The sequence below is a fragment of the Proteus appendicitidis genome (assembly GCF_030271835.1).
Taxonomy (GTDB): domain Bacteria; phylum Pseudomonadota; class Gammaproteobacteria; order Enterobacterales; family Enterobacteriaceae; genus Proteus; species Proteus appendicitidis.
The window spans coordinates 974903-987315 of sequence record NZ_CP127389.1 but is presented as its reverse complement, the minus strand read 5'-3'; the positions used below and the strand labels follow the sequence as shown (position 1 = coordinate 987315).

Sequence of the window (12413 nt, the reverse complement as noted above, 5' to 3'; positions counted from 1 at the left end):
TAAACCTGATAGTAACGGTTGTAATTACTATAAAAGGGAAAATAATGACGAATAAACAATCAGAATAGGTTAAAACTTTAGATTATTTGTAACATGAACAGGTAGTTTTGCAGTAGATTTTAAACGTATTGCTATACATAGAATAAAAAAAGAGGGTAAAAATAATTTACCCTCTTTATCTACCTCTACCACTCAATGAGAAAATATTTGCTGATTAAAAGATAATATCTGGCGTAGATTCCGCTATGAAATGTATGCACTTATTTTCGTGTTTATCTTCAGCCTCTTCTTCAACGTGAAAACAATCTTCAAAAAACCAGTAAATAGGGGTTTTTAAATAAATCGCCAATGTCACAAGGTAACTCAAGTCTATTTTATTTAACCCGCGTTCATAACGTGAGAACTGTTGTTGGCTAATTCCCAATTTATCAGCAATGTGACCGCCTGTATAACCAAGCTCTTTGCGTTTTATCTGTATTCTTTTACCGACCAGTTCATTCACATTGATGTTTATAAAATCATAATCCATCATCGCGTTTTCCAACTTCGTTTATATTAAGGCATTGCCAAAATTAATGTGCCCACCCCAGAAAATGAACCCGGAGCAACTCGACCATAAGGACGTAATACCGAGCTAACCACTACGGGTGTCGCTCTCCCTGCAGGTACGAAAACTTTCTCGCCCGTTTCACCGGGATTATTATTAAGATATAAATCCGCGTATAGGCTACCGTCTGGGCGTAATCTGACATTTGGGCCATCGAGAGATGAGGCATACATAACAACGTATAAATCTTTATTACATGTCACTCGAACGGTTTGTGATCGTTTATTCTGTGTTGAGTCACCTAGTCTGTCTTCATCAATATCGCCATAGCTAAGGTTGACAGAGCCATCAATTATCTCGCAAGCCCCAGCAGGAGGTGGTGCAATACCACACATAGATCCCGGAAGTAATAACTTTGTTGATCCAGTTTCATAGAATAAACCAACACACTCTTGAATTTCACTGTTGGGCACCCCTGAGTGATGAGCTACCGCAGGCGATGTAGGAAAAGTTTGTACTCGCATAACCGCTTCACGCAATTCTGCCATAGTGCGATACTTTTGCGCTCCGGTTAAAATTGTTCTTGTCGCTGCCCCACCTTGTCCTGATGCATTATGCCTATGATTAATCGTAATTTTACAAGATGCGCCACCATAACAAGGGTTCAACGTCATCGTTGTTTCAGGGTCCCAACGTTGAATAATAAACGTATAATTTGCAGAAGAAGAAGAAAGAACTTTAGATTCCGTAATGTAAGAAAAAATAGAAGCCATTGATGATGCAGAAAAGAGCATCATCACACTAAATAAACATAATGCTGATAATCGTTTTGGGGTAAACATATTAACCTCAATCTTAATAATTAATCATAATTCAGGTGGAATGTAGCTATAGCACTAAAACGACCTCGTTTTATTGATTCATTCGCAATAGCATTAGGCTCGGCTTGTATAAATGCGCGGAACCTTAAAATAGAATCCCCTGAATTTAAGGCAATATTGCTTGTTTCCTGATTAATCCGCAGTGGACTACCATCAGAGTTTTCTAATCCAATGGCAATACCTTCAGCTTGACTTCCTGTACTTAATGCAAGAAAACCTTGCCCAACCATTGCCTGATTTTCAGCACCACTAAATGTCACTCTTACCTTTTTATTAATAGAAAGGTCACATTCTGATAAATGAATTTGAAAATTTTGGCTATTTGTTCTACCCGCGCCAATATAAAACGTTTTATCTGGCACATTACCAAATTCTAGAGAGATGGTTTCATCGCCAGGTCTTATCACACAAGGTTCATCAACTAATGTGCCATAAAGTCGCATATTATTCGGTGCTGCATTAGCTGTTGTAAATATTCCTATTAGAAGCGAAAGCCCGCAAATAGCAGGAAGCGGTAATGTTTTAAGCTTCATTTTCACACTCCTATTGATATTCTGCGAGCAACGTTGCTGTTACTTCAAATGGACCTTCTACTAATGTGCTTCCTGGTTTTTTCACTGGAACGGCTTGAATAATAGGTGGCTTATCCGGCGATATAGTAAAGCGCTCATTTAAAATAAAAGGCTCACCATTTCGAGTCATATGAATCGCTAAGTCTGTAATATTGGTTTGTAATCCAGCATCATCAAACTGACTTTTAGGGCCAATAATTGAAAGCCCCAGATCCCAGCCTTTTATATTTGGATCGCACTTTAATCTGTAATTCACGGGTTGGGTGTAATTAATTCCATCAACTCTATGAATACCAACATTATGGCCAAAATAAACTTCAATTAAGTTGTTATTTTCAATCACACAAGGAGGCGGAATTAATAATGTTCCAAATAATTTCATATTCGGTTCATCCGCACTGACAAATAAAGGCGACATTATAAGTAATGTTGTCAGACAAACCTTTTTTAAATTAATAAGCATGTACTGACTCCTTACTGATATTCGACCCGAAGTGTTGCAGTAGCGTAAAAATCACCACCTGTTAATGATGCAGAGTAATCACGCACAGGAATTGCCTCAAATTGAGGAAAGTTAGGGTAAGTAAAATTCACTTCTTGCCCCAATCTCAATAATTTATTTTGATAAAGAAGACGCACCCCTAACCCTGTAATGTTTGTACTCAAGGCATTTGAATCAAACCCTGTACCACTTCCAGAAATAGAGACTTTCATTGTATTTGTTGGCATTTTTCTACATTCAGCACTATAGGTAATAGGCTTTTTGTAATTAACGCCATCAATACGCGTACTCATGACTTCACCAAAATCAACCTCAATCGTCTTACCCCCATTGATAACACAAGGTGGTGGAGCGATAACATTACCGGTGATATAGACATATACAATCCCAGGTATAGTGCTACCCGCTCTCGCTGTAGGTGGTGTATTTGCAACAGCAGCTGAACTCAGGACACCAGTAAATGTTGTCATTAATAAAATCAACACTGCTTTGCTTGTGTTAAACCGCTGTTCCATATCCATAAATAAACCTATTAATTTCCGATTGCTGTTTCTACAACCTTGCATTCATTACCGCTACAGCTAAATTTCAAACGAGGACGTCCACCATAATCGTTGATATAACTTAATACGGGTGATGCGCCAAGTGTGGAGGCTTTCAAATTAAGATCCGCACTACCTTTTGGATCAACCATGACAGGCATAAATCCAGAGATACTTTCACCTTTTAATCCAGTTAACCCATCGACAATTGTCACAAAGTAAGGCGTTGGATTATTAACCTGATAGATATCCCCTTTTTTCGTTAAGGTGATCTTTTCCTGCCACGGGTTTGTTAAATCCGTTTGTGTTGCATAAATCGCAGTAGGGCGATAAAACAATTTGATCCGTGTTTGTAATGCAATTTGCAGTACATTGGGTTTATCACTACGTGGTGGAATTTCACGTAGGTTAAAATAGAACACGCTTTCCCTATCTTGAGGTAATTTAGCGACATCAGGTAATCCTTGTATTTTTATCTGGCTTTTATCACCTGGTTCAATACGCTGAATAGGCGGCAGAACGATTAATGGGCTTTCCACTTTTTGCCCATTGACATCTTCCATCCAACCTTGTGCTAAATAAGGCAGATCTTTATTTTGATTACTGACATTAAGGCTAATTGATTTATCTGCTCCATTAAAAATGACACGAGTTCTATCCAATGCAATCGCAGCAATAGCTTGTTGAGTAAATACCATACCCGTCAATAATGTGGTTGCTACAATGAATGAGCGCTTTAATAACATCATCTTTAATTACTCTTTTGTTTATAAAATCGTTTAATTTTTCCCTTCTCAACCTTCAGTTTTGACTAATTGTGGCTGAGATGGTGATTCGGTTCTCTCTTGTGCTGAATAAGAGATTGATGGAGTGCTTCCACATGTTAATAATAGTGAAGAAATAAAGATGCCTTCATCTAATTGAGGTACTTGTACTTCGCACTGTTTTTTACCACTCCAACGTACATCTAAAATATCACCGGAGTTTATTCCGCTTAGATAAACATTACCGCTATCATTCACGATGCCGAGTTCTCGTCCTTTTTCTGTAGTAATGCTAGCGCCAAATGGTGGATAACTACCGTCTTTCAAGCGGACAATCGCCATCGCTTTTTGCCCTGAAATAACGTCAAACTCACGGTAACCTATTGCCCCTTCAGTCAGGGTTAATTGTTGAATTGAACGCACGGCATCAACATCATCAGGTAATTTATCTAAATCAATTGTTGCACTACTCCGATAGTAATTATTGATATCTGGAAGTACCGCTTTACCAAAATAGTTAGTATGGCTTACCGCCCCTAAACTTCTAATTGGTACTCCAGAGACCCCATTAGTATCAACTAATAAACGCGCAGCGCCTGGCATTGCAGTACGATGGAATGCACCGCCTTTTGCTGTTAACGTCGCGCCACCTTGTAGAGAAAGTGATGCTGAAGTATTTTCACCTTGAATATGGCTCGCACTTGCTGTTACCAGTGCTGTATCACCATAACGCGTATAATAAGCATCAGCAGAAGGACGACCACGGCTACTTAAACCAGCACCTAAGCGATAGTTATTATTGTCATCGAGGCGATCAAAATAGCTCACATTATGTGAATTACCATTCTTATTAATTACAGTGTTATAGCTAATTGTCGCTTTATCACTCCAAGGCATACTGACATTAAAATAAACACCATCATCATTGGTGCCATTAAATTTATTGCGGTAAGCAGATAAATTTAAATTAATATTTTTAAAACTACCGATATCCATAAATTTAGATAAAGATAAGTTGTAATAATCGTTATTAGGCTTATTCCAATAAGTTTGGTGGTTATAGTTAAGATAAGCACTTAAGCCTAAATCAGGGAATTGCTTACTTAATGTTATCGTATAAAGCTCTTTATTATTATCGCGGTTGTTATCACGATAACGACGATCTAAATATTGCTCCATACTCATAAAGTCACGTTCTGAGAAGCGGTAGCCGGCGAAAGTCACCTGACCATTAATAGCTTCAAAACGTTTAGAGTAACTGACTCGATAAGAGCCTCCATGATAGCGTTTATCATCATTTGGAATTTTTGCCCAAGAGTGTGTCGCATCAAATGAAATAGCCCCTAATACCATCAAGTCACGACCAATACCTAAAGAAACAGAATTGTAATCGCCAGCAACTAATGAACCGCCATAGAGTGACCAACCATTTGATACCCCCCATGAAAACTCACCCATTGCAAAACTGGGTCCTTCTGTCTTGTGGTCTATATTAGAAGGTTTACCTGCTGATAATTTATATTGCACTCGACCCGGACGTGTTAAATAAGGGATACTTGCCGTATCCATTTGGTATTCTTGTACCGAACCATCTTGCTCTTCAACACGAACATCTAGCTTACCGCTGACGGCATCATTAAGATTTTGAATACGGAATGGACCCGGTGCGACCTGTGTTTCATAGATCACACGGCCTTGCTGGCTGATCGTCACCTTAGCGTTCGACTTTGCAACACCAGTGACTTCAGGTGCATAACCTCTTAAATTAGGAGGCAACATCTGGTCATCTGTTAATAAACTAATACCCGTAAAACGGAAGTTATCAAAAATGTCAGAGCGTGAATAAGTCTCACCCATAACAAGGCGAGCGCCCCACTGGGTTATTGCTCTATAAAGATAATATTGACTCCAATCCCAATCATTTTCAGTACTACCATTCACGCCTGTTGTGTGTTGATAGCTTGCTTGCCAATCAGCACGAAAACGCCATACACCTAAGTTAGCACCCGCAGTACCACTTCCCGTAACTTGTTGTCTTTGCTTACCATTAGCAGGATCGGTCACATTAGCATTCAGGTTATAGTCAAAAAGAAGCCCTGAAATACCTTCATCCCAACGAGATGGTGGGTCCCAATCTTCGGTTGCGTACTCAACATAGGCTTGAGGAATAGTCACAATAAAACTACCTGCACCTAAGTTAGTACTTGTTGTCATACCGGGTATTGATGACTCATCAAGACAGGCACCGCCATCTTTCCAAGTTACCGCTTTGAGCCATTCAGGTTTTAACGTAAATTGATTGACTAATTCACGAGGAATACAAGGAATACTCGCTTTAGGATCATTGTCGGGAACAATATAATTAATCGTATAGAGATCGGGTAATTCATTATTGTTAACTTTAACAATAAATTCATACTTGCCAGGCATAATATAGCCGGCACGAGAAAAGTCTGATAAATCAATGTTTTGTTTATCTTTTAGATCAAGAATATCAGAGTTAAACTCGATATCACCGGCTGCAAATGCCATATTAGAGGCACTCGCCATACCAGCAATAATTAAATAGATCAGTGCCGCTACAGGTCGAATTGTATGCTGATTACTCTTTTTTTCTGCTTTTCTTGAAGCAGTTTTGAATGATTTAGCCATAAATAATCCAACCAATCCATTTAATAATATTCGAGTTTAAAACGCAGGGTTGCTTGATAATTACCTGCTCGTGGAATGTCGTTATTTTTAACAAGCCTTGCTTGATACAACAAAGACAACGATTTGGTATCAATATCCACAGGAGGTAAAGGCTTCCCCGGTGTTGCCAATCTTCCGTAACGGTCAGCAATAGCTAACGAAGCACCTTTAGCATCGCCGAAAAGTTGGAATAATCCGTTCTGTGCGGGGCCTTCAAAAGTAGCAATAAAACGAGGACGTTCAGCTTGTGTACCTTTTTGATCAACAAGAGAACATTCTGTTAATCGAATAGAGAAATATTCAATAGGTCCTTGGCCTTCAACAGCTAAGGTCGGAATAGATACGGTACTCAAAGAGATAACTTGCTCTCGACTTCCTGCCGAGATAGTGCATGTTGGCTCTAATATAGAACCTTGTAGACTAACCACGCCGAATCGCTGATGTGATTTCACATCTTGTTTTATATCGGTCACTGCCATTACAGGCTTAACAAATAGCCCTGTTGTAACAAGTAATAATAGTGGCACTATCTTGCGATTCATTGTTTTCTACTCCATAAGATAAACCATTAAAAATACAGCTAAAAATAAAACTAAAGATAAAGCCCCATACGTCCTTATACAGGGCCTAAAAGAACATCTATTATTGGTAAGTTAATGCGAAAGTAGCGATTGCAGTAAAGTCACCAGGTACAGCTGCTTCTGTTGAAGAACCTTGTAAGTAAGCTGCAAAGTTCAGTTCATTTGAACCATCACGAAGAGTTTGAGCTTTTGTTGGTTCACCTAATTTAATTTGTGTATTACCAGCATCAGTAATAACAACTGCTGCATTTTTCGCTAAACCTTCGATACCTAAAGAGCCTGGCAGAATAGCCGCTGCTTCAGCACCAGTGAAGGTAGTTTGAACTGTTTTATAAGTTTCAGTAGAGCATTGCAGTAATTTAATTTTGAAAGTATTAGAAACACTACGGCCACCATCTTTCAGTGCAGTTGCTGAAACTTGTCCTAGTGGAACACGTTGGTCGCCTGAGTTAGGATCAATTGAACATGGAGCATCGATGATTGAACCCCAAAATTCTACGGTACCATGACCTTGATCCGCAGCGAATGCAGAACCAGCAGCAACAGTTAAGCCTAAACCTAAAACTAAACCTAATTTATTTAATTTCATCTTTATGTTTCCTGAAAATATAAGAACGAAGATATTTAAAATAATAAAATTCAATATAAGCAATATAAGAAGATTGCTTAAATGAATGACTCACTAAATAAAGTTTCTATATTTTGATAAAGTTCATCCAGCCAATTTCATATTTAATTTTGAAATTAGATAAAGGAAGCGTATCAAGTTGGACATATTATTCTCGCAGGTTTTATTTAAGTCAAACTACCCCTATTTCATTAAGTCTATTTTTATTAATTTACTGATATTAGGTGTATTTTTTACATTTTCATACAAAACATTACTTCTTGAAAATGACTGAAATGGATTTTAAAACTAAATTGGCACTCTTAAAAAGAGATATTTAAGATTTAAATTCTGACATTTCGAAATTTAAAGTAAAAAGATCTGACTGTCTTTTTACGAATAGGAGTAATAGTCAATTAAACAATATTTTCTTATTTATTTATTTTAACTCAAAATAACAAAAGTTTTACATTATGAAACAAGTCAGACTTAATATATTGATTTATAACAAGATCAAAATAGCGAATTTGTTAATTAATTTATCATCATTATTTACTCTCATATAGAAACCGCATTAAATAACGCCTTTTGATGATAATCTTAAATGGAAGTAAATATTAAAAACAAAACATCAAATAAATATAACTAATTGTATTTAATGAAAAATTTAATGGTTACAAATTTTATAGTTACGTACTTTTACAATAAACGATATAAAAAAAGTAAAAAAAACATAACCAATTGATTTGTAACTAGTTATACAGATAGGCTAATCAAAAATAGAGTATTTCGATAAAAATTTAACACACTGACATAGGTATTTATACCTAAGAAATTGAAGTCATAAAACGAATTTTTCGTATAATTTGCATTTTTTGATTAAGAACACTCTTACATGTTAACTGACTGATAATTCAAAAAAGAAATTCGTGTAACGCTCATGTTTTTCTCAAAAAAACCCAAAAACCTAATCATTTGATTGAAAATAATTACACTTTTTTTGGGTAAAATTTTTAATGTATTTATTAAGAGCCACTTCAAAAATTGAAATTAATTATTTATTGGATTATTGACTATTTTACGTATTGTTACTAATTTCATTGTTAGCTTATTCATATTATTAAATTCCCATAGGAACTACATTTTTTTATCCAAACAGAAACACAATAAAATACACATTATTTACATTACGAACGCATCAATTTAACATTACTCAGATAATGCGTATAGATATTAATCACTATTACTTGTTTTTTAATTATCAATTTTTTTTCAATAAGAATATTGGTGTTTTTTTAATCCTACGATAAATTAGGAATATTTTTATTTTATCTGAATAGATTTAACCCATTTTCGAATAGTTAATTCATTTAAAGAAGTAAGTTTTAAGGTATATGTTAGAAACAATCCTTTATCGGATGAATAATGATAAGTTAATAATTTAAATAAAAACGGGAATTACATTAGTAGTATTTAATTATTCGGCTAAATACATCTTAATAAGAAGATCATTATTAGAGCATCTTTATTTAATAAATTAATTTAGCTTTATTTATATTTTTCACGATGAAATAAAAAAAAGGCATTTTCAACCTAATAGAAATCAATATTCTCCAAATACTCGCTTTAAGAGTATTCTTATCCTACATTTCAAGAAAAATACCTGTGTTAGATAATTATCATCATCATAAAATGACAATTTTATATTTATGACCCATTTTCTTCTCTATATAAAAGAGTAAAAATTGATTATCCATACCTTCCTTTTTGCCATTCACCATGTCAATAACTTGAGTTTGGCTAACAGAACTTAGTTTTTTTAGCATAAAAAAATGGCAGGGTTTCCCTGCCTTACCAATTTGGTAATCAATCAAAGAAAAAGCATACGCTCTAAAACACCAAGTTTGAGTATCCTTTAGCGATATGCATTAGTATAAAAAAACATCAGGCATCGTTTCAGCAATGATGCTACTTCGTTTATCGGTACATTGATTTTCTGATGACAATTTTGATATAAAACAGTCTTCAAAAAACCAATAAATAGGTGTATTTAGATAGTTGGCTAATAGAACAAGGTAACTTAAATCTATCTTGTTCATCCCGCGCTCATATCGAGAAAATTGCTGTTGGCTTACACCAATTTTTTCAGCGATTTGCATACCGGTATAACCTAATTCTTTACGCTTTTTCTGAATTCGTTTTCCAACCAACGCATTAACATCAATATCTGTAAAATCGTAATTCATCATAATATTCACCCATTATCATGATTAAGGCATCGTTAAAATAATTGATCCTGAACCAGAGAAATAGCCCGGTGCAACGCGACCATTTGTATGTAAAGTAGAACTTACTTTTACAGGCATTGAGCCGCCAGCAGGAACATTAATTATGCTGCCGGTCTCACCTGGATTATCATCAAGAAATAAATCAGCATATAAGCTGTTGTCTGAACGTAAAGGCACTCTTCCGCTATCTGAACCTGATGCAATAACCATGACTTTCATCGCTAAATTACAAGTAACATTGATATTCTGATAACGCTGAGCACCTTCTAAGCTATATTCATCAATATCACCATAATTAAGGTTTACTGCGCCTTCCGTTATTTTGCAGGCTCCAACAGGGGGTGGCGCTATACCACATAATGAACCTGGTAATAAACGCCCACTTGGCGATATTCCACTTGAATTTGGTTGATAAAATAATCCCACACATTCCTGATTAGAATTTAAAGCAGGTCCTACGTGATTTGTTTTTCCTTCAAGTGGAAAGGATATATTTCTTAAAACTTCCTCTCGAACTTCAGCCAAAGTACGCAACTTCTCAATTCTTGTAATAATTTGCTTCGCTGATCCACCAGACCCATCAAGATCATGTTTATGGTTAATCGTTGCATAGCAAGTAGACCATCCATAACAAGGGTTTAATGTTCCTGTTGTTTCAGGGTCCCAACGCTGAATAACATAGGTATAGGTCGCATTTGAGGGTGTTCCTGTCGATTCAGTAATATAAGAAAAGATAGATGCCATTGCCGGTGCTGAAAACAACAAACCTATTGCAATACATAAAGCCGGAAGTCGCTTTAATATGGACATATAAAACCTCAACCCTAATAATTAGTCATAATTCAAATGGAATGTGGCGATTGCACTAAATGGACCGCGTTTAATGGATTGGTTCGCAATCGCATCCGGCTCCCCTTGAATAAAGGCATAAAAATTTAAAATCGTGTCATCCGCATTTAATGACATTTTGTCTGTTTCTTTATTAACAGGTAGTGCATTTCCATTTTCAGATTCCAGTCCAACAGCAATACCCGCCGCTTGACTGCTTGGGCTAATCGCTAAAAAACCTTGTCCTGCCATGGCTTGATTTTCATCCCCTTTAAAGGTGATCTTGACGCTTTTACCAATCGTTAAATCACATTCGGACAAGCGTATTTGAAACAACTTGCTTGGTGTTCTTTGATACGCATAAAGGTTTTTGTCCGGTATATTGCCAAAATCTAACTCAACGGTTTCGTCACCGGGCTTTATGGTGCAAGGCTCGTCAACTAATATGCCGTGAAAACGCATATTGTCTGGTGCTGATAAAGCGACTGGTGTGGCTCCCGTAAATATGGCAAGACCCAATACGAACGGGATCGATAATCTTTTTATATTCATCAATACGCTCCTATTGGTATTCGGCAAGCAGTGTTGCCGACACTTCAAATGCACCTTCAGGCAAAGTGCTACCGGGTCTTTTAACGGGCACCGCTTGGATCACGGGAGGGCTATCGGGTGATATCGCAATACGCTCGTTTAATTTAAAAGGCTTACCATCTTGCGTAAGATGAATGCCTAAATCTGGAATATTGGTTTGTAGCGCAGCTTCATCAAACTGTGTTTTAGGACCAATAATAGAAAGTCCTAAATCCCAACCTTTTAAATTTGGATCACAGACCAATCGATAATTCACCGATTCGGTATAGTTAATGCCATCTACTTTATGAATACCTACGTTGTGCCCAAAATAGACATCAATGAGTTCGTTGTTACTAATAACACAAGGGGGTGGCACTAATAAGGTGCCATATAATTTCATATTAGGTGCGTCTGCACTCATGACAGAATAAGAATTCAGTAATGCGATCAGACATAGGTACTTTAATTTATTCATCTTCTGACCTCTTACTGATAATCCACATGCAGTGTGCCACTTGCGACAAAATCACCACCCACTAAGCTTTCATTCTGATCACGAACAGGAATAGCTTCTAATTCAGGTAAGTTGGGATAGGTAAAATTTACCGCTTTACCTAAATCTAATAAGTTTCCCTGATACAGAATACGCACCCCTAATCCCGTAATATTGGTTTGTAGCGCATTTGAATCGAACCCCGTTGCGCTCCCCGTAACATAAACTTTCATGGCATTAGTTGGCATTTTTTGGCAAGTCGCGGTGTAGTGAACAGGCTCTTTATAACGAACCCCATCAATACGAGTACTCATTACCTCACCAAAATTAACTTCGATCATTTTGCCGTCATTAATTAAGCAAGGCGGTGGCGCAATGACATTCCCTGAAATATTGATATAAACAATTCCCGGAATAACATCTTTCACCGCTCTAGCGGGTAAATTCGCAACAGCAGTAAAACTTAGGCCTCCAGTAAACGTTGCCAAAATAAGAATCAACACTGCTTTGCTTGGGCTAAACCGCTGTTCCATTTTCATAAAAT

General features: G+C 36.7%; 14 protein-coding genes. All 14 read right to left on the bottom strand.

Annotated elements, in window-relative coordinates; all coding sequences use genetic code 11:
* Positions 1-214: 214 nt before the first annotated feature.
* The 14 genes from QQS39_RS04525 to QQS39_RS04460 all read right to left on the bottom strand — a co-directional run bounded on the left by QQS39_RS04525 (position 215) and on the right by QQS39_RS04460 (position 12408).
* Positions 215-532: a helix-turn-helix domain-containing protein gene (locus tag QQS39_RS04525; protein ID WP_151434449.1), complete on the bottom strand. Its 318-nt coding sequence runs from the start codon at positions 530-532 to the stop codon at positions 215-217.
* A gap of 23 nt (positions 533-555) precedes the next feature.
* The gene (locus tag QQS39_RS04520; protein WP_151434448.1) at positions 556-1389 is read right to left on the bottom strand and encodes an MrpH family fimbial adhesin; all 834 of its coding nucleotides are present in this window, start codon (positions 1387-1389) and stop codon (positions 556-558) included.
* A gap of 20 nt (positions 1390-1409) precedes the next feature.
* Positions 1410-1961, bottom strand: coding sequence for a fimbrial protein (locus QQS39_RS04515; RefSeq protein WP_285805463.1), 552 nt, complete (start codon positions 1959-1961; stop codon positions 1410-1412).
* A 10-nt stretch (positions 1962-1971) separates the two neighbouring features.
* On the bottom strand, positions 1972-2418 hold the full coding sequence (locus QQS39_RS04510; RefSeq protein WP_416202678.1) for a fimbrial protein: 447 nt from the start codon (positions 2416-2418) through the stop codon (positions 1972-1974).
* Between the two features lie 56 nt (positions 2419-2474).
* Positions 2475-3023: a fimbrial protein gene (locus tag QQS39_RS04505; RefSeq protein WP_151434445.1), complete on the bottom strand. Its 549-nt coding sequence runs from the start codon at positions 3021-3023 to the stop codon at positions 2475-2477.
* An 11-nt stretch (positions 3024-3034) separates the two neighbouring features.
* Positions 3035-3793, bottom strand: a complete 759-nt coding sequence (locus QQS39_RS04500; RefSeq protein WP_151434444.1) for a fimbria/pilus periplasmic chaperone — start codon at positions 3791-3793, stop codon at positions 3035-3037.
* A 45-nt stretch (positions 3794-3838) separates the two neighbouring features.
* A complete protein-coding gene (locus QQS39_RS04495; protein ID WP_285805462.1) occupies positions 3839-6460 on the bottom strand; it encodes an outer membrane usher protein in 2622 nt (873 codons plus the stop codon).
* Between the two features lie 20 nt (positions 6461-6480).
* Positions 6481-7041, bottom strand: a complete 561-nt coding sequence (locus tag QQS39_RS04490) for a fimbrial protein (protein WP_151434442.1) — start codon at positions 7039-7041, stop codon at positions 6481-6483.
* A gap of 100 nt (positions 7042-7141) precedes the next feature.
* A complete protein-coding gene (locus tag QQS39_RS04485) occupies positions 7142-7669 on the bottom strand; it encodes a fimbrial protein (RefSeq protein WP_151434441.1) in 528 nt (175 codons plus the stop codon).
* A gap of 1946 nt (positions 7670-9615) precedes the next feature.
* On the bottom strand, positions 9616-9936 hold the full coding sequence (locus tag QQS39_RS04480; protein WP_285805461.1) for a helix-turn-helix domain-containing protein: 321 nt from the start codon (positions 9934-9936) through the stop codon (positions 9616-9618).
* 21 nt (positions 9937-9957) lie between these two features.
* On the bottom strand, positions 9958-10785 hold the full coding sequence (locus tag QQS39_RS04475) for an MrpH family fimbial adhesin (protein ID WP_151434440.1): 828 nt from the start codon (positions 10783-10785) through the stop codon (positions 9958-9960).
* A gap of 21 nt (positions 10786-10806) precedes the next feature.
* Entirely contained in the window at positions 10807-11355 is a 549-nt protein-coding gene (locus QQS39_RS04470; protein ID WP_151434439.1) for a fimbrial protein, read from the bottom strand.
* 10 nt (positions 11356-11365) lie between these two features.
* Positions 11366-11851 carry a fimbrial protein gene (locus QQS39_RS04465; RefSeq protein ID WP_151434438.1) on the bottom strand — a complete coding sequence of 162 codons (486 nt, stop codon included), beginning with the start codon at positions 11849-11851 and terminating at the stop codon, positions 11366-11368.
* Between the two features lie 11 nt (positions 11852-11862).
* The gene (locus tag QQS39_RS04460; RefSeq protein ID WP_109373863.1) at positions 11863-12408 is read right to left on the bottom strand and encodes a fimbrial protein; all 546 of its coding nucleotides are present in this window, start codon (positions 12406-12408) and stop codon (positions 11863-11865) included.
* Positions 12409-12413 lie beyond the last annotated feature (5 nt).

What these genes read in the sequence shown, in the direction of transcription:
- QQS39_RS04505 (WP_151434445.1), bottom strand. Translation starts at nt 3,023, where the DNA reads ATGGATATGGAACAGCGGTTTAACACAAGCAAAGCAGTGTTGATTTTA.
- QQS39_RS04515 (WP_285805463.1), bottom strand. Translation starts at nt 1,961, where the DNA reads ATGAAGCTTAAAACATTACCGCTTCCTGCTATTTGCGGGCTTTCGCTT.
- QQS39_RS04480 (WP_285805461.1), bottom strand. Translation starts at nt 9,936, where the DNA reads ATGATGAATTACGATTTTACAGATATTGATGTTAATGCGTTGGTTGGA.
- QQS39_RS04510 (WP_416202678.1), bottom strand. Translation starts at nt 2,418, where the DNA reads ATGTCGCCTTTATTTGTCAGTGCGGATGAACCGAATATGAAATTATTT.
- QQS39_RS04525 (WP_151434449.1), bottom strand. Translation starts at nt 532, where the DNA reads ATGATGGATTATGATTTTATAAACATCAATGTGAATGAACTGGTCGGT.
- QQS39_RS04470 (WP_151434439.1), bottom strand. Translation starts at nt 11,355, where the DNA reads ATGAATATAAAAAGATTATCGATCCCGTTCGTATTGGGTCTTGCCATA.
- QQS39_RS04490 (WP_151434442.1), bottom strand. Translation starts at nt 7,041, where the DNA reads ATGAATCGCAAGATAGTGCCACTATTATTACTTGTTACAACAGGGCTA.
- QQS39_RS04475 (WP_151434440.1), bottom strand. Translation starts at nt 10,785, where the DNA reads ATGTCCATATTAAAGCGACTTCCGGCTTTATGTATTGCAATAGGTTTG.
- QQS39_RS04460 (WP_109373863.1), bottom strand. Translation starts at nt 12,408, where the DNA reads ATGAAAATGGAACAGCGGTTTAGCCCAAGCAAAGCAGTGTTGATTCTT.
- QQS39_RS04500 (WP_151434444.1), bottom strand. Translation starts at nt 3,793, where the DNA reads ATGATGTTATTAAAGCGCTCATTCATTGTAGCAACCACATTATTGACG.
- QQS39_RS04485 (WP_151434441.1), bottom strand. Translation starts at nt 7,669, where the DNA reads ATGAAATTAAATAAATTAGGTTTAGTTTTAGGTTTAGGCTTAACTGTT.
- QQS39_RS04495 (WP_285805462.1), bottom strand. Translation starts at nt 6,460, where the DNA reads ATGGCTAAATCATTCAAAACTGCTTCAAGAAAAGCAGAAAAAAAGAGT.
- QQS39_RS04465 (WP_151434438.1), bottom strand. Translation starts at nt 11,851, where the DNA reads ATGAATAAATTAAAGTACCTATGTCTGATCGCATTACTGAATTCTTAT.
- QQS39_RS04520 (WP_151434448.1), bottom strand. Translation starts at nt 1,389, where the DNA reads ATGTTTACCCCAAAACGATTATCAGCATTATGTTTATTTAGTGTGATG.